The sequence below is a fragment of the Dactylosporangium sp. NPDC049742 genome (assembly GCF_040674675.1).
Taxonomy (GTDB): domain Bacteria; phylum Actinomycetota; class Actinomycetes; order Mycobacteriales; family Micromonosporaceae; genus Dactylosporangium; species Dactylosporangium maewongense.
On record NZ_JBFANF010000005.1, the window covers coordinates 289,053 to 310,723 of the forward strand.

A 21,671-nucleotide genomic window follows, 5' to 3' on the forward strand; every position below is an offset into this window, starting at 1 on the left:
GAACCGGGGGACGGGGCAACTCCGCTGCTACCCGGCGGGTCCCGGGAGCACCACCGACGGCCCGCAATCTTGTTTCTGCAAGGCAATGACAGCAAATGTGAAAAGCAAGGGATGTAGACATATGATCAACCGCCGCGTCCTCACTGTTCTGGCCATGACCGCCGCCGCTGCCGGCTCCTTCTCCTTCGCATCCGCCGCCGCGGCCGCCCCCGCCGAAGGCACCGTCCGCGGTGCCGGCGAGGCCGGGGCGCTCAAGGACCGCTACATCGTGGTCCTGAAGGACGGCTCGACGACGTCCTCCGACGCCCTCGCGGGCAAGGTCGGCGGCTCGGTGAGCACGCGGTTCGACAGCACCGTCAAGGGCTTCTCCGGCAAGATGAGCGCGACCTCCGCGCGCCGCCTCGCCGCCGACCCGGCCGTCAAGTACGTCGAGCAGGACCGCGTCGTGCAGGTCGAGGCCACCCAGTCCGGCGCGACGTGGGGCCTGGACCGCATCGACCAGGCGGCCCTGCCGCTGAACGGCAGCTACACCTACGGACCGGCCGGCAACGTCACCGCGTACATCATCGACACCGGCATCCGGCTCACCCACAGCGAGTTCGGCGGCCGCGCCAAGTCCGGCTACGACTTCGTCGACAAGGACTCGGACGCGACGGACTGCCAGGGCCACGGCACGCACGTCGCCGGCACCGTCGGCGGCGCCACCTACGGCGTCGCGAAGGACGTCAAGCTCGTCGGCGTCCGGGTGCTGGACTGCCAGGGCAGCGGCTCCTACTCGCAGATCATCGCCGGCGTCGACTGGGTGACGAAGAACGCCGTCAAGCCCGCCGTCGCCAACATGAGCCTCGGCGGCTCGGCCGGCTCCACGCTCGACGACGCGGTGAAGAAGTCGATCGCGTCGGGCGTCACGTACGTCGTCGCCGGCGGCAACGACTCCGCCAACGCCTGCACGAAGTCCCCGGCCCGCCTGCCCGAGGCGATCACCGTCGGCGCCACCGACAGCAAGGACGCCCGCGCCAGCTTCTCCAACTTCGGCAGCTGCCTGGACCTGTTCGCGCCCGGCGTGAGCATCCTGTCCAGCGCCAACAGCGGCAACACCGGCACGACCAAGATGAGCGGCACCTCGATGGCCAGCCCGCACGTCGCCGGCGCGGCCGCCCTCTACCTGGCCGGTCACCCGACCGCCACCCCGGCGCAGGTCCGCGACGCGATCGTCAACGGCGCCGTCAGCGGCAAGGTCACGGGCGCCGGCTCCGGCTCGCCCAACAAGCTGCTCAACACCACCGCGCTGATCTCCACGACCGCGCCGACCAACCCGCCGACCACCACCCCGACCACCCCGACCACCCCGACGACGCCGACCACCCCGGCCACCTGCGCCGCCGCCTCCAACAACGCCGACTACTTCATCGCCGACCGGGCCACCGTCAACAGCAAGGTCACCATCGCCGGCTGCGCCGGGACCGCCGCCAAGACCTCGACCGTCAAGGTGGCCGTGAAGCACGCGGACCGTGGCGACCTGCGCGTCGACCTGATCGCCCCGGACGGCACCGCGTACAAGCTGAAGTCCTCGATCTCCGGTGACGACGTGGCCAACCTGACCGCGACCTACACCGTGAACCTCTCCTCGGAGACCCGCAACGGCGTGTGGACCCTCCGCGTGCAGGACGTCTTCGCCGGTGACACCGGCACGCTGGACACCTGGACCCTGACCGTCTGATTGCTCACCTCCCCCGGTGACTGATGGCCCCCGCGCGATGGCGCGGGGGCCATCGGCGTGGTCAACCGTTGCAGAAACCGCGAATCGGTCTCAACTAGGTCTAACCCGTCGGTACGGTGTTTGGGCATCCGAGACTAGGGGGTCGCCATGAGCACAGCGCGAGAGTCCATTGAGGTGGCCGTCCCGGCCGGGGTCGCGTACGAGCAGCTCACCCACTTCGAGAACTACCCACAGTTCATGTCCGGGGTGATGAGCATGGCGCCGATCGACGCCTCGACGGCCCACATGGTGCTGGACATCGGCGGCAACCGCGCGGAGTTCGACGCCCGGATCACCGAGACGCGCCCCGGCGAGTTCCTGTGCTGGGAGGCCCTCGACGGCCCGCAGGTCAGCGAGGCGCTGCGGCTCGAGCCGATGGCCGACGGCATGACCAGGGTCATCGCGGAGCTGCAGATCGACGCCCGCGAGCTGATGCCGACCGAGCAGCACGCCGTCGAGGTCCTCAACCGGCGGCTCAAGGCGGACCTCAAGGGCTTCAAGCGCTTCTGCGAGGAGGCCGCCACGAAGACCACGGTCAACCGCCCGGCGGCGACGGCCGCCAACCGCCCCGTGACGGCGACGCCGGCGACCATCGCGCGCGGCATCGCGTCCGCGTCCGGCATGACGCACGCCTCCAACGAGCGCCCCCCGCAGGGCCCGCCCGCCGCCGGCAACCTCGGCCCCATGCAGCACATGCAGGCCCGCGGCCGGCAGACCCGGATCTGAGCACTCCGGACAGCAGGACAGAAGGGGCGCCGGCCGCAGGCCGGCGTCCTTCGTCGATCAGCGAACAATCACCCGAAAAGCCACATATGATGAAATCTCATGAAGGGTGAGAGGGGCGAGGACTGCTCATGACCGCCATCCTGGTCGCCGACGATGACATGGACATCAGGGACCTCGTCGCCTTCAAGCTCGAGCAGGCCGGTTACGACGTCGTCGCGGTCGACAACGGGCTCGCCGCGCTCACCGAGGCGACCCAGAACCCGCCGGACCTCGTCGTGCTCGACGTCATGATGCCCGGCATGTCCGGCATCGACGTGTGCCGCCAGCTGCGGCAGGACGCCGGCACGAAGGCGCTGCCGATCATCCTGCTCACGGCCCGCGCCCAGGAGGGCGACGTGGAGGTCGGCTTCGGCGCCGGCGCCGACGACTACATCGTCAAGCCCTTCAGCCCCCGGGAGCTGGTGAGCCGCGTCGAGGCCGTGCTGGCGCGGATGCGCACGTGACGCTCGCCGGCGCCGCCCTCGTGGCGCTGGCCGTCCTGCTCGTCGCGGCGCTGGTCTTCGGCGGCCTCATCGTCGGCGGCAGGGCCGTGCGCCGCGCCCGCGAGGCCCGCCGCGCCAAGCTCGCCACGCCCGCCCGCCGGCTGCTGCTCGCCATCGCCGCCGGCGACGACGACCCCGAGCAGGTCGAGGCGCTCGTGCGCCTGTCCGACGAGGTCTGGCAGGCGGTGGAGCCCAACGCGATCGCCCTGCTGGGCAAGGTCCGCGGCGAGGCGCACACCACGCTCGTCGACGTGTTCGAGCGCCGCGGCGCCGCCTGGCGGGCCCGCAGCCGGCTGCGCCGCCGCGACCCGGTGGCCCGCGCGCAGGCCGCCGAGGTGCTGGGCAACCTGGGCCGCAAGGACGCGCTGCTGCCGCTGTGCGACCTGCTCGGCGACCCCGACCCCGACGTCCGGGTGGTCGCCGCCCGCTCGCTCGGCCGCATCGGCGACGCCGGCGCGACCCAGCCGCTGCTCGCCACCCTGGCCAGCCGGCGCATGGTGCCGCAGCAGGTCGTCGCGACCGCGCTGACCAGGCTCGGCACCGCCGCGCAGGGTGCGCTGCTCGCCAGCCTCGACGACCCGCGGGCACCGATCCGCGCGACCGCCGCGGAGGTCCTCGGCCTCATCGGTGCCGTCGGTGCCACCGTACGGGTGGAGAGCGCGCTGCGCGCGGACCCGTCGCTCGACGTGCGGATCAGCGCCGCCCGGACCCTCGGCCGCCTCGGCACCCGCACCGCCCTGGCGCCGCTGCTCGACGCCCTCGAGCCGGACCGCCCCGTCGCCCTGCGGGCGGAGGCCGCGAAGGCCCTCGGCGAGCTGGGCGCCGTCACCGCCGCGTCGGCGCTGACCGTGCTGCTGTCCGACATCGAGTACGTGGTGGCCCACAACGCGGCCCGCTCGCTGCTGCGGCTCGGCGGCGCCGGCCGGGCGGCGCTCACCGCGGCGGAGCACCGGGCCGAGACCGAGCCAGACGACGAGCGGGTCCTGCTCGGGGCCGCGCACGCCCGCGAGGCGCTGGCCGCGGCCGAGCTCGACGACCACCGCAGGCAGCTCGTGCCATGACCGGCCCGCAGCGGAGCGAGGAGCCGGTCATCAGGGGCACAGTCCCACGGTCAGGCCGACGCCGGAGCGCAGCGGAGGTGGCGGCATGACCGCCGACTGGGTGCGGCAGGTGCTGACCGTCACGGACGTGTTCATCCTGACGTACTTCCTGCTGATCAACTCCAGCTACCTGGTGCTGATCGTGCTCGCGTCGGCCGAGTTCGTGCACCACATGCGGCGGGTGCCGTTCGCCGGGCACGAGGAGACGTACCGCAGCCCGCTCACCCAGCCGGTGTCGGTGCTGGTCCCGGCGTACAACGAGTCGGTCGGCATCGTGCAGTCGGTCCAGGCGATGCTCGCCCTGCGCTACCCGGTGTTCGAGGTCATCGTCATCGACGACGGGTCCACCGACGACACGTTCGAGCGGCTGCGGGAGGAGTTCGGCCTGGTCGAGGTGCCCCGCGTGGTGCCCGACGCGACCCCCACCCGGGGACGCATCCAGTCGGTGCACGTGCCGAGGGAGCGGCCGGACCCGCTCGTCGTGGTGCGCAAGCAGAACGGCGGCAAGACCGACGCGGTCAACACGGGCATCAACGTCGCCCAGTACCCGCTCGTCTGCATGGTCGACGCCGACTCGGTGCTCGACCCGCAGGCGCTGCTGTCGGTGGCGAAGCCCTTCACCGACGACCCGATCCGCACCGTCGCGTCCGGCGGCGTCATCCGCGTCGCGAACGGCTGCACGGTCGTCGCCGGCCGCATCGTCGACGTCAGGATGCCGCGCAACTGGCTGCCCAGGGTGCAGGTGGTGGAGTACCTGCGGGCGTTCCTGCTGGGCCGGACCGGCTGGTCGAGAATCGGCGGGCTGCTCATCATCTCCGGCGCGTTCGGCATCTTCCGCCGGGACCTGCTCGTCGAGGTCGGCGGGCTCGACCACGACTGCATCGGCGAGGACGCGGAGCTGGTCGTCCGGCTGCACCGGCACCTGCGCCAGCAGCGCCGCGACTACCGGATCGTGTTCGTCGCCGAGCCGGTGTCCTGGAGCGAGGCGCCCAGCTCGCTGAAGGTGCTCGGCAAGCAGCGCCGCCGGTGGCACCGGGGCATCACCGAGATCCTCGGCAAGCACCGCTCGATGATCCTGAACCCGAGGTACGGGCGGATCGGGCTCGTCGCGATGCCCTACTACGTGCTGTTCGAGCTGCTGGCGCCGATCGTCGAGCTGGCCGGGGTGGTCCTCGTCCCGCTCGGGCTGTACGTCGGCGCGATCGACGCCCGGTTCGCGCTCGTGTTCGTCGCCGTCGCGTACGGCTACGCGCTGCTGCTCAACCTGATCGCGCTGACGGTCGAGGAGTACTCGTTCCACCGGTACCACCGCTGGACGGACCTCATCGCCTCGGTCCTCGCGTCGGTGCTGGAGAACTTCGGCTACCGGCAGCTGACCGCGATGTGGCGGACGCTGGGCATGTGGGCCGCGATCAAGGGCGGCAAGCACGAGTGGGGCCAGATGACCCGCACCGGCTTCCAGACGGTCCTGACACCGGAGAAGGCACCAGAGACGACAGCCGAGAAGTCACCGGTTGAGAAGGCGGCGAAGCCGGTCACAGCCAAAGAGGACGTTCACGTGGAATCCTGATCGTGAAGGTGGTGCCGGCGCCGACGACGCTGTCGACGGCGATCTCGCCGCCGTGACCCTCCACGATCGTCTTCGTGATCGCCAGGCCGAGCCCGGCACCCTGCACGGCCTCGCGGACGGCGAACGTGCCGCGGAAGAACCGTGTGAAGAGCTTCCCCTGCTCCGCCTCGTCGATGCCCACCCCCGTGTCGCGGACCACGATCACCACGTGGTCGCCGTCATGCTGCGCGGTCATCTCGATGAGCCCGCCGTCGGGGGTGAAGTTGATCCCGTTGACCAGCAGGTTGACCAGGGCGCGCTCGAGCTGCTCGGGGTCGGCGTCGACGGTGCCGAGGTGCGGGGCGGTGCGCAGCTCCAGGCGGTGGCCGCGGCGCTTGGCCCGCGGCTCGACGGCCTTGCGCGCGGCGACGAGCACGTCGGTGAGGTCGGTGCGGACCAGCTCGAGGTCGAAGACCCCGGCCTCGACCTTGGAGATGGTGAGAAGGTCCTCGATGAGCGCCCGCAGCCGGTCGGAGTTGCGGCCGATGACCTGCAGCATCCGGGCCTGCGCCGGGTTGAGCTCGCCGGCCTCGCCGGAGGTGAGGACCTCCAGGTGGCCGATGACGTTGGTCAGCGGCGTGCGGAACTCGTGCGACACGGTCGCCACGAAGTCGCTCTTGACCAGGTCGAGCTCGCGGAGCCGGGACACCGCCTCGCGCTCGTGCTCGTAGGCGGCGCGCAGCGCGTCCTCGGTGCGCTTGCGGTCGGTGATGTCGTGCACGAAGGCGTTGAAGCTCCAGCCCTGCATGGCGTCCCGCACGGCCCAGATGGCGAGCTCGATCGGGAACTCGTAGCCGTTGGCGTGCCAGGCGGCGATCTCGATCCGGTTGTCGAGCACGTGCCGCTCGCCCGTGGTCAGGAAGCGGCCGACGCCGAGGTGGTGGGCCTCGCGGAAGCGCGGCGGCACGATCGTGTCGGCCAGCCGGCGGCCGATCGCCTCCTCCTTCGACAGGCCGAAGACCTTCTCGGCGGCGGCGTTCCAGCCGGTGATCATGCCGCCCTCGTCCATCGCGACGAAGGCCTCGATGCAGCTGTCGAGGATGCGCTCCATGCGCTCGGTGCCGAAGCGCAGCGCCTGGGTGGCGGCCATCCGGTCGGCGACCCGGCCGAGCTGGATGCCGACGTCGGCCATGATCTCCAGCAGCCGCGGGTCGGGCTCCGCCGGCTCGAGCGTGAAGAACTCCAGCACGGCCGCGACGACCCCGCGGGCGGTGATCGGGAAGGCGATGGCGGCGCCGACGCCCGCGGTCGCGCCCGGGATGCGGGCGCGCATGAAGTTGACGTCCGTGGAGACGTCCGCCGTCCAGACGGGGCGGCCGGTGCGGGCGGCGCTGCCGACGATGCCGCCGCCGTACGTGAACCGGAGCCCTTCGCTCGCGCTGCGCAGCCCGCCGAAGGAGTCGGGGACCTCCTCGTACCAGATGTCCGTGGACACGAAGACGCGCCGGTCGCGCTCGTCGGGCAGGCACAGGTGGCCGGCGTCCCAGCCGGTGGCGGCGCAGACCGCCTTGATCACCGGCAGCCCGGCGTCGGCGATGCTGTCCGCCTCGTTCGCGATCCGGGTCGCCTCCTGCAACAGGGAGACGAGGACGAGTTCGCGATCCTTCGACACATCTTCGATCCTAAAGTCGGACCCGCCGTGATCTGCCCTTTTCGAGCGGATAACGGCGGGTCCTGACTGGATCGCGGGCTGCGGGCCGCGTGCCCGTGGGTGAAACCGTTCAGGCCGTGGCCGGCGAGCACTGCAGCGCCGCCGCGACCTCGCGGACGTAGCGGTAGAAGCCGACCTCGCTGGCGCGGACGCCGTCGCTGACCGCGACCAGCCGCACGCCGCCGTCGGCGCACGCCTGGGCGAAGCGCAGCCCGGGCAGCCGGTGCCGCTCGCTGACCTCGACGACCGTGCCGTTGGTGCGGCACGCCTCGACCAGGTCGGCGATCGCCGCGTCCGGCACCGCGGACTCGTCGATGCCGGCCCGGGCGAGGAAGTCCAGCGGGCGGGCGAGGCGGGTCGGCGCGTAGCGGGAGACCCGCTCCACGGCCAGCCCCGTCACGGTGACGACCTGGTCGATGACGTCCAGGGCGCGCATGGTGCCGTTGTCGATGAGCCCGCGCACGGCGTCGGGGCTGAGCAGCCCGGCGGGCAGCGGCAGCCGGTTGAGCCCGACGGAGATGACCTCGAGGCCGTTGAGGTCGGACGGGAACGCCAGCCAGCCGTCGATGCCGATCGCCTCGACCTCGACGCCGCGGCGCAGGACGAGGTCGGTGCGCTGCTGGGCGCGCTGGATCGAGGCGAGGTACGGCGACAGCCAGCTCGTGTCGGGACCCACGCGGTCGGCGAACGTCACCTCGGTCAGCCCCGCCTGCTCGGCGCTGGCCACGAGGACGCTGACGCTGTCCCGGCCGGACGAGAAGGCGGTGTGGACGTGGCCGTCAACGAGCTGGTCGATCATGTGGGCTCTCTTCCCTGGGGCTGGCTGCTCTTTCCAGGTATCAGGCTGCCGGGCCCGGGGCCCCTCCCCCGGTCCCGGCCAGTTGCGCTTGGGTTGACGGGGCCCTCACTCGCCGGCGCGGTCCAGGACCGGCCGCCGGTACCGGTAGCCGAACCCCCGCACGGACTCGATCGGCGACGCGTCCGGGTCGGTCCAGCCGAGCTTGCGCCGCAGCCGCAGGACCGCGAACTTGACCCGCTCCGGGCCGATGCCGGTCGGGTCGTCCCAGGCCTGGGCGAGCAGCTGGTTGGGCGACAGCACCGCGCCGGCGTGCCGGACCAGCACGTTGAGCAGGCGGAACTCGGTGGGCGTCAGGCGCACCTCGTCGCCGGCCACGAAGGTGCGGCGGGCGGCCGGGTCGATGCGCAGGACGCCGTCGTCGTACACCTCGTCGGCCCAGGACGCGGGTCCGGCACTGCGCCGCAGCAACGCCTCGACCCGGGCCACGAGCTCCGCGTTGGTGAACGGCTTGGTGAGGTAGTCGTCCGCGCCGCCGCGCAGGCCGCGCACCTTGTCGGACTCCTGCCCGTGCGCGGTCAGCAGCAGCACCGGGACGTCACTGACGTCGCGCAGCCGCTCCAGGACCTGCCAGCCGTCCATGCCGGGCAGCCCGATGTCGAGGATGACGAGCTCGGGTCGCTCCGTGTAGGCGTCCCTGAGCCCGGTCCTGCCGTCCTTGGCGTGTGCGACCTGGTGTCCGGCCCGCGTCAGCAGCAGGCGCAGAGCCATGGCGATATCTGGATCGTCCTCGACCACGAGAAGCCGGCTCACGATCATCCCCCATTTCGTGCTGGTCGCGAAGGCAACGACAGCGTGACCGTCGTGCCGACCCCTTCGGTGCTGGCGACGCTGATGCCGCCGCCGTGCAGTTCGACGATGGCCCGGCTCACCACGAGCCCGAGCCCCGTGCCGGGCATGACCTGCCGCCCGACCACCGCGGCGACGTTGGAGCCGCGGAAGAATGCGCTGAAGAGCCGGGGCAGGTCGGCGGCGGGTATGCCGACGCCCGAGTCCGCCACGGCGACCGTCCAGCCGTCGCCGTCGGGCCCGGCCCGGACGGTGACCCTGCCGCCGCTCGGGGTGAACTTCACGGCGTTGCTGACCAGGTTGTCCACCACCTGGTGCACCCGGGTGTCGTCGCAGATCACCTCGGGTCCGTCCTCGCACTCCAGCACCAGCTCCAGCCCGGCCGCGAGCGCCGCCGGGGTCCGCTCGGCGACGGCGACGGCGAGGAGCTCCGGCAGCCGGGTCGGCATCGGCCGCAGCTGGAGGGTGCGCGCCTCGAGCCGGGACAGCAGCAGCAGGTCCTCGATGAGGCGCAGCAGCCGGTTGGCGTTGCGGTCGATCACGTCGAGGTAGGTGCGCTGGTCCTCGCTGAGGTCGCCGGTGGTGACGTCGCCGAGCAGGTGCGCGAACGCGACGACCGACGACAGCGGGCCGCGCAGCTCGTGCGAGACGGTGGCGACGAACTCGTTGTTGAGCGCGGTCGCCTCGATCAGCGCCTGGTTGCGCTCCTCCAGGCCCCGGCTGCGTTCCTCCAGCCCGCGGCTGCGCTCCTCCAGCCCGCGGTGGACCGCGACCCTGGTGGTGACGTCCCGGAGGTGCACGAGCGTGCCCGAGTCCGTCTCGCCGGGGCCGGCGACCGGCACCAGATCGATCTCCAGGACCCGCCCGTCGTCGAACGGGATCTCCTCGCCGACGAGCGCGCGCCGCAGGATGAACGCCTCGCGCAGCCGCTGGATCCGCGTCGAGTCCCGGCCGACCCGCTCGACCGCGCGGCCGATGACCGCGGCCCAGTCGAGCGGGTCGTCCTCGGTCAGGTGGCTGCGCGACGTGCCGGGGCCGACCATGCCGGTGTCCAGGAGCCGGTGCGCGGCGAGGTTCGCCAGCCGGACCCGGCCCTGCTCGTCGAGCAGCAGCAGCCCGTCGTCCATCGTCTCGACGAGCCGCGCGAGGCGCTGCCACTCGACGGCGGCGGTGCGCTCGGTCTCGCGCTGGCGGGTGACGTCGATGCCGAAGAAGACGACGACACCGACCTGGGCGTCGTCGACGAAGGTGCGGGCGGCGACCTCGATGACGCGCCACCGGCCGGCGGCGGTGCACAGCCGCAGGTCGGTGGTCCCGGACGGGTGGTGGCCGGCGCAGCAGGCCAGGAACATGGCGACGGCCGCGGGCCGGTCGTCGGGGTGGATCAGGTCGACGAGGCGGTAGTCCGGGGGTCTGTGCCGGTCGTGCCCGAGGACCGTGCCGAACGAGTCGGACAGCGCGCTCCATCCCCGGGCGGGGTCGACGGTCAGGATCATGGCCCGCGCGCCGGTGGTGATCGCCCATGCGAGGGGCGAGCCGAGCATCGGCGGCGGCGGCACGGCGCGGCACGGCTGGGCGAGGGCGCGGTCGGCGGCGGCGGCGATCTCCGCGGCGGCGGCGAGCAGCTCGGTGCGGGCGGGCGCGGCGCTGAACTCGACCCGCAGCTCCTGCCCCCACTGGGCCGGGCCGACCGGGAGCCGCTCCAGCAGGTCGAGCTCGCCGACGACCGGGGTCAGCGCGGCGACGATCTCCGCGGAGCGGACACCGGAGAAGCCCCGCAGCTGCGCGACGAGGCGCTGCGCGTCCACCACGGTGGTCGCGTTCGCGGCACGGACCACCAGGTCGACCACAGCGCCTTCGATCAGGCCCGTGTCAACCAGACGGTCGGTCTCTCCACGCAAAGCTCTCCTCGGCCGGCAGCCTTTGCGACATTTGCCGCTTACTGTCGGTACACACATATCCTACGCAATGTAATGACATGTCCTGTAACGTTTCCGAAGGACCGAGGGGGTGCTCATCGCTGACGACACCGCCACAGAAGCCACCGGATCGCCCGACGCGGCCACCGGCTCCGGCATGTCCCAGCTGGGGACCGAGTTCATCCGGGTGGCCGCGCACGAGCTGCGGACGCCATTGACGTCGATCATCACGTTCGCCAACATGCTCGACGCCGCCGAGGACATCCTCGAGCTCGACCCGGCCGACCGGCACACCGCGCTCGCCGCCATCCGGCGCAACGCGGAGCGCATGCAGCTCACCGTCGCCGACCTCATGCTGCTGGCCGAGCTGGAGTCCGCCGCGGCGCCGCTCGACGCGGTCCGGGTCGACCTGCGGCCGCTGCTCCATGAGGTCACCGGCGGGCTCGCCGTCGCCCTGGACGTGCCGGACGCCGCGCACCTCTTCGGCGACGGGCCGCTGCTGCGGCAGCTGCTGCGCACCGCCGTGGACGTCGCCGGCCTGGTCAACGACGCGGACCGGCCGATCGCCGTGACCGCATCCCGCGCCGGCGGCACCTGGACGGTGCTGGTGGTCGCCACGGTCGCGGGCCCGCTGAGCGCCGAACGCCTGCTGTCGATGCGGATCCCGCACCCCGACCATCCGGGCGAGCACCGTACCGCGGCGCTCGCGCTCATGCTCGGCCGCGAGATCGCCGCCCGTCACGGCGGCGGCATGGTGACCTGCGTGGAGCAGCGCGGCGTCACCGTCCGGATCACGCTGCCCCATTCCTGACGGTTGTTGTCAGGTTCGTACGGGAGGCTGCCACCCATGGAAACCAAGGCCGTCGCGCCGTTCACGATCGAGACCTGGGAAGACGACCTGTGCGACGAGCGCGCCGGCGCCCGCCTGTCGCGCACCAGGATCACCAAGACGTTCACCGGCGACTTCGCCGGCACCAGCGAGGCCTTCACGGTCATGTGCCAGGCGGCGGTCCAGGAGTCCTCCGCGTACGTCGGCTTCGAACGCTTCCTGGGCAGCCTCCACGGCCGGGCCGGGACGTTCGTGCTGCACCACACCGCGTCGGGCGCCGGCGCCTCCTGGACCGTCGTGCCGGACACCGGCACCGGCGAGCTGACCGGCATCCGCGGCGTCGCCGACATCTCGATCGCCGAGGGCGGCGCGCACACCCTGACCCTGCGGTACGAACTGGGCTGACCAGCAACTTTCGGCGCCTATGGTCGCACCATGACCAGCACATCGCACTCGAGCACGAAGACGCGCGCCTTCCCGGTGCCGGCCGACGAGCAGGAACGGCTGCGGTCCCTCGCGGACTACGGCATCCTCGGGGTGCCCCCGCTGCCGGACCTGCCGTCGGTCGTCGAGCTGGCCGCCTACATCTGCGGCGTGCCGAACGCGGTCGTCAACATCATCTCCGCGACCCAGCAGCACCAGATGGCCGCCTACGGCTTCGAGCCCGGTGTCTGCGACCGCGAGGACTCGATGTGCGCGATCAGCATCGTCGAGCCGGAGACCGTCGTCGTCCGCGACGCGACCCTCGACCCCCGCTTCAACCGCAACCCGTTCGTCACCGGCGAGATCGACGACGTGCGCTTCTACGCCTCCGCCCACCTGCGCGACCGGGACGGCCACGTCCTGGGCAGCCTCTGCGTCTTCGACCAGCAGCCGCACGAGCTCACCCCGCAGCAGCGCGAGGGCCTGGAGAAGCTGGCCCGCATGGTCATGGACGTGATGGACCTGCACCGGCACGGCCAGATGCTCGAACAGGCCCTCAACACGGTCCAGCGCACCACCCGCGAGCTGCAGCGCTCCAACGCCTCCCTGCAGCACTTCGCCGGCCAGGTCAGCCACGACCTCAAGAACCCGCTCACCGGCGTCCTCGGCTTCGTGGCGATGCTGGCCGAGACCGACGCCGTGCTCGAGGACGCCACCGCGAAGCGCTGCGTCGACAAGGCCCTGTCCTCCGCGACCCGGATGTGGCGCATGATCGAGGACGTCCTGTCGCACGCGTCGCTCGGTGGACGCCCGTCCTTCGCCCAGGTCGACCTCGGCGCCGTCGTGCAGCAGGTCCTCGACGACGTCGCCGCCGCGATCTCGGCCGCGCAGGCGACGGTCGACACCGGTCCGCTGCCCATGGTGTACGGCGACGCCACCCAACTGCGCGTCCTCGTCCAGAACCTGGTCAGCAACTCGCTGAAGTTCCGCGACCGCGGCCGCGCCTGCCACCTCTCGATCACCGGCAGCGAGGACCCCGACGGCTGGATCTTCGCCGTCGCCGACAACGGCGTCGGCATCGCCGAGGAGGACCGCCCGCGCGTGCTGGAGATGTTCACCAGGCTGCGCACCGACGTGGAGGGCTCCGGCATCGGCCTCGCCACCTGCCAGCGCATCGTGGAGGCGCACGACGCCAAGCTGGTGATCGACGGGACCCCCGGCGGCGGCACCACCGTCCGCATCACGCTGCCCCGCAACGCCCTGCCCTTCCCGGTGCTCCTCTCCTGAGCCGCCGGGCTTCCTCGGAGGTGTGATTCCGGCCGGAGAGCCGACGGTGTCCACCGGTGTCCGATTGTCCTGCGGTGCAGCACGGTTGCCGACGAGCGCAGGTCAATTGCAGCGTCTGGCCCCCGGCCGGTGCGGCCTGCGACGCTTACCTGGCAATGATCCACGCCGTAAACGTGCAGGCCACGACACACTTTCCCGAGGAGCCCAGATGACGATCCGATTGGTCGCCGTCGATGAACACGTCCTTCTCCGACTCGGTCTCAACCGTGTCGTGGCGACCGTCCCGGACATCACCCTGGTCGGCGAGGCCGGCAGCGCCGCCGAAGCCGAGCGCGTCGTCGCCGAGACCCGCGCCAACGTCGTCACCATCGACGCCTCCCTCGCCGACAGCGACGGCATCAGCCTCGCCCGCCGGCTCCGCGCCGCCAGCCCCGACCTCGGCGTCGTGCTGCTCAGCGCCGTCAGCGACGACAACCTCCTCTACCGCGCCCTCGACGCCGGCCTCTCCGCCTACGTCACCAAGGCCGCCCCGATCCCGTCGGTCCTCGCCGCCATCCGCCACGCCGCGGTCGCCCCGCACTCCTTCACCGCCCCGGGCCTCTCCTCCGCCCTCTCCCGCCGCCGCGGCCAGACCGGCCTGCTCAGCCAGCGCGAGCAGGAGGTTCTCTCCCTCATGCGCGACGGCCTGAGCCTGCCGACCATCGCCCAGCGCCTCGCCGTCTCCGAGGCCACGGTCAAGACGTACGTGTCCCGCCTGTACAGCAAACTCCGCGTCAACAACCGCTCCCAGGCCCTCATGGCGGCCGTCAACCAGGGCCTCCTCGTCTCGGTGGACGCCGCCTAAAAATTTGCCCCACAGACGAAACGCGGACCGGCACCCCCTCGCCGGTCCGCGTTTTGCCGTCTGTACGCCATGCTGCTGCGATGGACCGCTACGAAGGCATCTGCCACCTCGACTGGCGGGCGAACTCCTCCACCGCGTTCGGCACCGGCGAGGTCTCCGTCGTCATCACCTCGGACGGCGACGCCTGGTCGGCCCACGGCCATCTGCTCGACCCCGACCCCGAGGCCCTGGAGGGCTTCGCCTTCCTCTGCGACCTCGACCCCGTCTTCACGCTCCGCTTCCCCGACGACGCCATCATCGAGGTCACCGTTTACCCCGCGGCCGAACCGGGCCACTTCACGATGGCCGAGTACACCGGCCCAGCCACCCGCCCCGTCTCCACCTGACCCCGCTTCAGCTACCAGGTGGAGATGTCGCCGCCGATCAGGGTCACGGCGGCCACCGAGGTGATGCCGACCAGGACGGCGACGAGGCCGACGTCGAGGGTGGCGGCGCCGCGGTCGTCGCGCACGAGACGGGCGTGCAGCCTGGCGATCAGGTTCGTCATCTTCAACTCCCTCGGGGGGGCTTTCGGTGATGCAAGCATGACGGAACGTGACCGTGCGGCGCTGTCCGATGCGGGTGCGGTGAGGGTGGGATGAACGTCTGACACGGGGTTGCCGGGGAGGTGTCGGCGGGCGGCAGAAGGGAATCCAGCGGGCCATGTCGGCACCCTGTTTGCGGAAAGTCACCCCTTCGGGGTGGCGTGCGGACCAGAATGATTCTGTGCCAAAGATCGACACTGGTCTGGCAAAGCTGCTCGCGCTGGTCCTCGTGGCCGGTTCGCTGACCGCACCAACGGCGTCGGTGAACGTGTCACGCGCCGCGGTCGCGCGCGGCTGGTTGCCGGTGATTCCGGGTCCACCCACCGCCGAGCCCGCCGGGGCGGCCGACAGCGGCGGCCGCTGCGCGGATCCTGCCGGCACGTGGCTGGGCATGCACTGGCGCAACGAGTTGCGCTGGCGGGTCAACGAGCAGACGATCCCCGCGTACCTCGGCGACCGCACCACCGTCGTGAACTCGCTGCGCAGCGCGGCGACCACCGTGGACACCGGACGCAACGACTGCGGGCTGCCGGCGAATCTCGGCATCCAGGAGTCGTACGCCGGACGCACCGACCACAAGGCGGGCGTGACCCCCTCGGGTGGCTGCGGCGAGCGGGACGGCCAGAACACCGTCTCGTTCGGGCGGCTGGAGCAGGGGCTGCTCGCGGTGACCTGCATCTGGTGGTTCGGCGGCAAGGAGAACGGCCGCAGCGTCGAGACCGACATCCTCATCGACGACACCGAGGGCCTGTTCTTCACCACGACGCCCGCGGACTGCTCGTCGCGCTGGGACCTCGAAGGCACGGTCACGCACGAGTTCGGCCACGCGTTCGGCCTGGGGCACGTGCCGTTCGCCGAGCACGGGACGCAGACGATGACCGACGGGCTCCCGGACTGCTCCACCGCCTACCGCGGGCTCGGCCTCGGCGACTACCTGACGCTGAAGCAGCAGTACGGCACGAACTGACACACCGGGCCATGCCGCGAGCAACGTTGCGGCAACCCGGTGCGTACCTGGCCGCGCTACCTGAGCTGGCGACCTTTGAGGGGACCACCCACCCCTCATGGGAGATCAGTTCATGTTGCGCAGTCTCAAGCAGTACGTCCTCGTGCCCGCCCTGGCGCTCGCCGCGACGGCGACGACGCTCGTCGTGACCACCGCCCCGGCCGACGCGGCCGTCATCTCCGTCCGTGTCAACGGCACCCTTGCCGCCCGCAACGGCGCCGCCAACTGGTTCACGCAGACCCGGAAGATCAAGAACAAGCAGAAGGTGACGGTCACCTGCAAGGTCAGCGGCCAGTACCTGCGCGGCAACGTCCGGCGCACCGCCCAGTGGGACCGCACCGCGATCGGTGACTTCATCTCCCACGCGTACGTCTCCGGCAACCCCAAGCTGCCGACCTGTGTCACCGCCCCCGCACCCACGACCGCCGCGCCCGTCGCGACCCCGGTCGCCGCGGTCCCGATGGGCCCGACCGGCACGATGACCAACGCGCAGTTCCTGGCCGCGTCGATCCCCGCCGCCCAGCAGAGCCAGCGCGACACCCGCGTGCCGACCTCCGTCACCCTCGCCCAGGCCATCCTCGAGTCGGGCTGGGGCCGCAGCTCCCTGTCGGCCAACGACCGCAACTTCTTCGGCATGAAGTGCTTCAACAATTCCCCGGGCGCCTACGCCGCCGGCTGCAAGTCCTACAGCACCCAGGAATGCAACGCCGCCGGCGTCTGCAGCACGACGGTCGCCACGTTCCGCACGTACGCCACCGCCGCCGCCTCCTTCACCGACCACGGCATGGCCCTGAAGAACCTGTCCCGCTACGCGGCCGCCTTCAACTACCTCAACGACCCGAACCAGTTCGTCGCCGAGGTCCACAAGGCCGGCTACGCCACCGACCCGCTGTACACCACGAAACTGGTATCCCTCATGCAGAAGTACAACCTCTACCAGTACGACCTGGCCCTGTAAGCCCGCACGGCCCATACACACAACGGCGGCGGTCACGCCCGGCTCACCCCGGCCGTGACCGCCACTGTCGTGTGCCTGGTGCGGTGAGGGCGGTCAGAGGCCGACGGCGCGGTGGGAACCCCCGCCGGGGCCCTGCCGCGGAGCGGCGGGGGTGATCACGGCGTCAGGCGGTGCGGGCGGGGACCGGGGCGTCGTGGAGGGGCAGGAGACAGGTGACGATGGTGCCCTGGTCGAGGGCGGGGGCGGCCCAGATGTGGCCGCCGTGGCGTTCGACGATGGACTTCGTGATGGCCAGGCCCAGGCCGGTGCCCTGGCTCTGGAGCTCCTGCGAGCGGCTCGAGCGGAAGAACCGGTCGAAGATCTGGTCGAGCTCGGCCGGCGGGATGCCGATGCCGGTGTCGGCGATGGTGAGGCGGACCTGGGCGCCGTCGAGGTCGGCGGTGAGGCGGGCGCTGCCGCCGGGCGGGGTGAACTTCAGGGCGTTGTCGAGGAGGTTGATGACGACGCGTTCGAGCTGGTCGCGGTCGCCGTGCACGACGACTGGGGGGTCGGGCAGGTCGATGTCGAGGTGGACGTCGCGCTGGCCGCGGACGGCCTGCAGGGCCTCCAGGGCGCCGGAGACGACGGCGCGGAGGTGGACCGGGCCGGCGTTGATCTTCACCTGGCCGGCCTCGATGCGCGACAGCATGAGGAGGTCCTCAATGAGGGCGAGCAGGCGGCGGGCGTTGCGTTCGACGGCGGCGAGGAGGCGGGCCTGGGGGCGCTGCACGGGGCCGGCGTCGCCGTCGACGATGACCTCGACGTTGCCGAGGATGCTGGTGAGCGGGGTCCGCAGCTCGTGCGAGACGGTGGCGACCAGGTCGGCGCGGACCTTGTCGAGCTCGCGCAGGCGGGCGGCGGCGGCCCGCTCGCGGTCCAGGGCGTGGCGCATCGCCTCGACGGTGCGGCGCTCCCGGGTGATGTCGCGGGCGACGGAGAGGTACCCGGTGACCTCGCCGGACTCGCCGCGGATGACGCTGACGGTGAGGGAGACGGGCAGCATGGCGCCGTCGCGGCGCACGTAGGTCCACTCGCGGGGCTCGGAGTCGCCGGCCTGGGCGGGCTCGAAGAGGGTGGCCAGGCCGGGCACCTCGGCGGGCAGGTGGAAGCGGTCGAGGGTGACGGCGCCGACGACGTCGGCGGCGCGGTGGCCGAGGAGGCGTTCGGCGCCGGCGTTGAAGACGGTGACGGTGCCGCGCCGGTCGGTGCCGATGATGGCCTGCTCGGTGGCGGCGGCGAGGACGTCGGCGAAGAGGCGCTCGGTGTGCCGTTGCGTGGTGACGTCGAGGCCGGTGCCGATCACGTGGGTCAGATTGCCGTGCTCGTCGGTGAGGGCGGTGTTGCTCCAGACGATGCGGTGGCGGCTGCCGTCGGCGGCGAGCCAGTCGTTCTCGAACGTGTTGGGGAACGCGTCGGCGGTGAGGTGGGCGAAGGCGTCGTCGCCGCGGCCGGTGTCGTCGGCGGACATGCCGGCGCTCCAGAAGGGGCGGCCGATGACGTCGGCGGCGGTGAAGCCGGTGACCTCCTCGCAGCGGCGGTTGAAGGCGGTGATCCGGCCGTCGGTGTCCAGCACCATGACGAGGAACCCGGCGCTGTCGAGGATCGCGCGGTTGAAGTCGCGTTCGCGGCTGACCTCGCGGGTCCGGGCGGCGAGCTCCGCGGCGCCGGCGCGGCTGCGGCGGACCCAGCTCTGCGCCGCGGACGCCATGAGGGCGCCGATCGCGAACACCAGCAGCCCGCGGCGCCACTCGTGCTCGAAGACGGCGGCGCTGCGCAGCATCGGCAGGGAGAAGACGACCGCCATCGCGACGACGCCGATCGCGGTGGCCGCGCGGCCGTGGTACAGCGCCAGCCAGAAGACGGGCAGCAGCGCGAGCGCGCCGTAGCCGGCCGGGTCGTCGCCGGTCTCGGGGATGTTGAGCAGCGCGACGACGCCGAAGAAGCCCAGCGGCGGCGCGGCCTCGTAGATGGCCGGCAGGCGGTGCCACGGCACGGTGACGGTCAGGCCGAGCAGCAGGGCGAGCACGACCACGGCGGACACGAGGGCCATGCGGTCGACCACGGGCCGGAAGAGGGCCGTGCCACAGGCGAGGACCGCCACGGTGAGGAACGGCGCGATGCGCCGCCAACGGTCCGGGGCGCTCAGCGTCCGCAGGTCAGCGTCGCTGTAGAGCATGCCTTCAATTTTCGGCGGTGAAGGCCCTAACGTCTGCCGATTGCGCCAGAACGAAGGCCGCGAGCAGCGCGGAACGGAGGCTGCGAGCAGCGCGGAACGGAGGCTGCGAGCAGCGCCGGAACGGAAGGCCGGCAGCGTCAGATACGGAAGCGGGCGACCAGGGCGTTCATGTCCTCGGCCATGCCGGCGAGCTGGCGGGCCGCCGCGAGCGACGTGTCCGCCTCCGCGGTGTTGCGCCCGGCCACCTCGGCGATGTCCGCGATGGTGGCGGCGATCTCGCCGGTACGGACGGCGACGTCGCTGACCGTCCGGCTGCTCTCCTGGGTCGAGGCCGTCTGCTCCTCGACGGCGCTGGCGATGGTGACCTGGAAGTCGTTGATGCGGGCGATGATCGAGCCGATCTCGCTGATCGCCTCGATGGCGTGCTCGGCGTCGGCCTGGATCTGCTCGACCCGCCGGCTGATGCCGTCGGTGGCGCGGGCGGTCTCCTGGGCGAGGTCCTTGACCTCCCCGGCGACGACCGCGAAGCCCTTGCCCGCGTCGCCGGCGCGGGCGGCCTCGATGGTGGCGTTGAGGGCGAGCAGGTTGGTCTGCTCGGCGATCGACGTGATCACCTTGACGACGTTGCCGATCTCGACGGACGAGGTACCGAGGCGCGACATCATCGCGTTGGTCTGGTCGGCCATGCTGACGGCGTCGCCGGCGACCCGCAGGGCGTCGTTGGCGTTGCGGGAGATCTCCGCGATGGAGCCGCCCATCTCCTCGCTCGCCGACGCCAGCGTGTCGACGTTCTGCGAGACCTCGCCGGCGGCGTGGTTGGCCGCGCCGGCCCGGTCGCTGGCGAGCGCGGCCGCCGACACGATCCGCTGTGACGCGCCGGACAGCTCGTCGGCGGACGTGGCGACGGTGCGCGCCGACGTGGACAGCGCCTGCACGGTGCTGCGGACACTGTCGATGGCCCGGTTGAGGTCGCGGGCCATCAGTCCGACCTCGTCGGTGGAGCTGACCGCCGAGGTGCGCGAGAGGTTGCCCTCGGCCATGCCGTTGAGCACGGAGGACACGTCGCGCAGCGGCACGACGATGCCGCGCATGACGAGCCAGCTGATCGCGACGGTGAGCAGCAGGCCGATGACGCCCGCGGTGGAGAGGAGGAGGACGGCCCGGTCGCGCTCGTCGCCGACGGACTTCGACGCGGCCGAGGCGAGCCGTTCGAGGGCGTCGCTGACGCCGGGGAGCTTCGCCTCCACCTCGGAGAAGGCGGTCTGGAACTTCGCGTACGCCGCCGGGTTGCGGTCGCCGCCGGCCGCGGCGGTGACCGTCTGGCCGGCGAGGTCGATGTAGTTCGCGATCGCCGGGGCGACGGCCTGCGCGGCCGTGCGGACGGAGGCGTCCATGCCCGGGGCGGTGAAGGTGGCCTGGACACCGCCGAGGATGTCGCTGTGGTTGGCGAGGTCGGCCCACACCTCGGCGGCCTCGGTGCCGGTGTCGCCGCCGCGGGAGACGGCCAGGAGCATGCGCAGCACGTCGCCGCGGATCGCGTCGTGGGCCATGTCGGCCTCGAGGGTCTCGCGGGTCAGCTTGCCCATGTGCTCGAGCTCGCGGGCCCGCTCCTCGCCGTCGGTCAGGGCACGCACCCCGACGAAGAGCAGCGCGCCGACGGTGACCAGGGCGACCGCGAGGACGACGCCGAGTTTGACGGCGATCGGCCGGTTTCGGAGCCAGTTGCGCAGAGCGCCCATGACGTGCCCTTCTCGAGGCGTTACCCACCTGCCTATCGGCATCGGCGGGGACGTCCTGAGAAGTCGGGTTTGAACCCGCTACTGCTGTTCGACGTCGGCGCGGAGCATGCGGCTCAGGGCCCGCACGGCGACGTCGCTGGGCGACGCGGCCTCGCGGTTGACCTTCTGGAGCTCGCGGTAGACCTCTTCGCGATGGACCTGGATGCTGCGCGGCGCCTTGATGCCCAGCCGCACGACGTCGCCGCGCACGTCGAGCACGGTGACGACGACGTCGTCACCGACCATCACGCTTTCCCCGGGACGTCGGGTCAGGACGAGCACAAGCCGCTCCTTCGCTGGGCGATACGCGAACAGTACCCGATATGCCGGTTGTCCGGGGTGAAAGACCCGATCAGGCGACGGCGACGAGCTTCTGCCGCACGGACAGGCCGCTGCGGGTCAGCACCAGCTGCACCGCGCGGCGACTCTGCTGGTCGAGCACTATGGGCGCCATCAGGTTGACCGTGGCGTCCTGGACCCCGTCGCCGGCGGTGACGACGAGCAGGACCAGCAGCCCCTCGGCGTCGCTGACGCCGAGGGCGGCGAGGGCGTCGTCGTCGACCTCCGGCGCGTAGTCGGGGAAGAACTGCGCCGGCGGCACCACCAGGAACCGCAGGCCGGCGGAGTCGACGGAGGTCAGGGCGTACAGCGTGCCCGTGTCCTCCAGGCGGACGAGCACGAACCGGCGGTCGTCCGGGAAGCCCGGCATCGGCGCAACGAAGTCGATCACCGGCAGCGTGGTGGTCTCTGGCTGTCCCACGGTCGCGACGCTCATGGATTCCTCACGTGTGTGCTG

General features: G+C 71.8%; 21 protein-coding genes. 12 read left to right on the forward strand and 9 right to left on the reverse strand.

What is annotated here, in order from left to right:
- Positions 1–154: 154 nt before the first annotated feature.
- From AB0J72_RS09930 to AB0J72_RS09950, 5 genes are all read left to right on the forward strand, one after another.
- Positions 155–1,720 carry a S8 family serine peptidase gene (locus AB0J72_RS09930; RefSeq protein ID WP_363396954.1) on the forward strand — a complete coding sequence of 522 codons (1,566 nt, stop codon included), beginning with the start codon at positions 155–157 and terminating at the stop codon, positions 1,718–1,720.
- A 147-nt stretch (positions 1,721–1,867) separates the two neighbouring features.
- Positions 1,868–2,485 carry an SRPBCC family protein gene (locus AB0J72_RS09935; protein WP_363396957.1) on the forward strand — a complete coding sequence of 206 codons (618 nt, stop codon included), beginning with the start codon at positions 1,868–1,870 and terminating at the stop codon, positions 2,483–2,485.
- A 128-nt stretch (positions 2,486–2,613) separates the two neighbouring features.
- Positions 2,614–2,988, forward strand: coding sequence for a response regulator (locus AB0J72_RS09940; protein WP_203847576.1), 375 nt, complete (start codon positions 2,614–2,616; stop codon positions 2,986–2,988).
- Positions 2,985–4,088 (forward strand): HEAT repeat domain-containing protein, encoded by a 1,104-nt coding sequence (locus tag AB0J72_RS09945; protein ID WP_363396962.1) that lies wholly within the window; start codon positions 2,985–2,987, stop codon positions 4,086–4,088. Before AB0J72_RS09940 ends, AB0J72_RS09945 begins: the two co-directional genes overlap by 4 nt.
- An 85-nt stretch (positions 4,089–4,173) precedes the next feature.
- Entirely contained in the window at positions 4,174–5,697 is a 1,524-nt protein-coding gene (locus AB0J72_RS09950) for a glycosyltransferase (RefSeq protein WP_363396965.1), read from the forward strand.
- Here the strand turns inward: AB0J72_RS09950 and AB0J72_RS09955 are convergent.
- From AB0J72_RS09955 to AB0J72_RS09970, 4 genes are all read right to left on the reverse strand, one after another.
- Complete coding sequence (locus AB0J72_RS09955) at positions 5,663–7,348, reverse strand: ATP-binding protein (RefSeq protein ID WP_363396968.1); 1,686 nt, start codon at positions 7,346–7,348, stop codon at positions 5,663–5,665. The two genes, AB0J72_RS09950 and AB0J72_RS09955, sit on opposite strands and share 35 nt — an antisense overlap.
- Positions 7,349–7,457: 109 nt before the next feature.
- A complete protein-coding gene (locus AB0J72_RS09960; RefSeq protein ID WP_363396971.1) occupies positions 7,458–8,186 on the reverse strand; it encodes a hydrolase in 729 nt (242 codons plus the stop codon).
- Between the two features lie 105 nt (positions 8,187–8,291).
- Positions 8,292–9,002, reverse strand: coding sequence for a response regulator transcription factor (locus AB0J72_RS09965; RefSeq protein WP_344512041.1), 711 nt, complete (start codon positions 9,000–9,002; stop codon positions 8,292–8,294).
- Complete coding sequence (locus tag AB0J72_RS09970) at positions 8,999–10,882, reverse strand: ATP-binding protein (protein ID WP_363396974.1); 1,884 nt, start codon at positions 10,880–10,882, stop codon at positions 8,999–9,001. Before AB0J72_RS09970 ends, AB0J72_RS09965 begins: the two co-directional genes overlap by 4 nt.
- Before the next feature lie 160 nt (positions 10,883–11,042).
- Between AB0J72_RS09970 and AB0J72_RS09975 the strand changes: the two genes are divergently transcribed.
- From AB0J72_RS09975 to AB0J72_RS09995, 5 genes are all read left to right on the forward strand, one after another.
- Complete coding sequence (locus AB0J72_RS09975; protein WP_363396977.1) at positions 11,043–11,762, forward strand: histidine kinase dimerization/phospho-acceptor domain-containing protein; 720 nt, start codon at positions 11,043–11,045, stop codon at positions 11,760–11,762.
- Positions 11,763–11,798: 36 nt separating this feature from the next.
- Entirely contained in the window at positions 11,799–12,185 is a 387-nt protein-coding gene (locus AB0J72_RS09980) for a DUF3224 domain-containing protein (RefSeq protein ID WP_363396980.1), read from the forward strand.
- A 30-nt stretch (positions 12,186–12,215) separates the two neighbouring features.
- Positions 12,216–13,490, forward strand: a complete 1,275-nt coding sequence (locus AB0J72_RS09985; RefSeq protein ID WP_363396983.1) for an ATP-binding protein — start codon at positions 12,216–12,218, stop codon at positions 13,488–13,490.
- 208 nt (positions 13,491–13,698) lie between these two features.
- Positions 13,699–14,334 (forward strand): response regulator transcription factor, encoded by a 636-nt coding sequence (locus tag AB0J72_RS09990; RefSeq protein ID WP_354891182.1) that lies wholly within the window; start codon positions 13,699–13,701, stop codon positions 14,332–14,334.
- A gap of 80 nt (positions 14,335–14,414) precedes the next feature.
- Positions 14,415–14,720 carry a hypothetical protein gene (locus tag AB0J72_RS09995; RefSeq protein WP_363396986.1) on the forward strand — a complete coding sequence of 102 codons (306 nt, stop codon included), beginning with the start codon at positions 14,415–14,417 and terminating at the stop codon, positions 14,718–14,720.
- 11 nt (positions 14,721–14,731) lie between these two features.
- On the opposite strand, the gene AB0J72_RS10000 is transcribed toward AB0J72_RS09995, so the two are convergent.
- Positions 14,732–14,881 (reverse strand): hypothetical protein, encoded by a 150-nt coding sequence (locus AB0J72_RS10000; protein ID WP_363396989.1) that lies wholly within the window; start codon positions 14,879–14,881, stop codon positions 14,732–14,734.
- Between the two features lie 218 nt (positions 14,882–15,099).
- Between AB0J72_RS10000 and AB0J72_RS10005 the strand changes: the two genes are divergently transcribed.
- Positions 15,100–15,885 carry a hypothetical protein gene (locus tag AB0J72_RS10005; RefSeq protein WP_363396992.1) on the forward strand — a complete coding sequence of 262 codons (786 nt, stop codon included), beginning with the start codon at positions 15,100–15,102 and terminating at the stop codon, positions 15,883–15,885.
- A gap of 112 nt (positions 15,886–15,997) precedes the next feature.
- Positions 15,998–16,882 carry a sporangiospore maturation cell wall hydrolase GsmA gene (gene gsmA, locus AB0J72_RS10010; protein ID WP_363396995.1) on the forward strand — a complete coding sequence of 295 codons (885 nt, stop codon included), beginning with the start codon at positions 15,998–16,000 and terminating at the stop codon, positions 16,880–16,882.
- Between the two features lie 163 nt (positions 16,883–17,045).
- Here gsmA and AB0J72_RS10015 read toward each other — a convergent pair whose 3' ends face one another.
- From AB0J72_RS10015 to AB0J72_RS10030, 4 genes are all read right to left on the reverse strand, one after another.
- On the reverse strand, positions 17,046–19,097 hold the full coding sequence (locus tag AB0J72_RS10015) for an ATP-binding protein (protein WP_363396998.1): 2,052 nt from the start codon (positions 19,095–19,097) through the stop codon (positions 17,046–17,048).
- A 137-nt stretch (positions 19,098–19,234) separates the two neighbouring features.
- On the reverse strand, positions 19,235–20,836 hold the full coding sequence (locus tag AB0J72_RS10020; protein ID WP_363397001.1) for a methyl-accepting chemotaxis protein: 1,602 nt from the start codon (positions 20,834–20,836) through the stop codon (positions 19,235–19,237).
- Between the two features lie 78 nt (positions 20,837–20,914).
- Entirely contained in the window at positions 20,915–21,157 is a 243-nt protein-coding gene (csrA, locus tag AB0J72_RS10025) for a carbon storage regulator CsrA (protein WP_203847552.1), read from the reverse strand.
- A 70-nt stretch (positions 21,158–21,227) separates the two neighbouring features.
- On the reverse strand, positions 21,228–21,635 hold the full coding sequence (locus AB0J72_RS10030) for a flagellar assembly protein FliW (protein ID WP_360565960.1): 408 nt from the start codon (positions 21,633–21,635) through the stop codon (positions 21,228–21,230).
- Between the last annotated feature and the right edge of the window lie 36 nt (positions 21,636–21,671).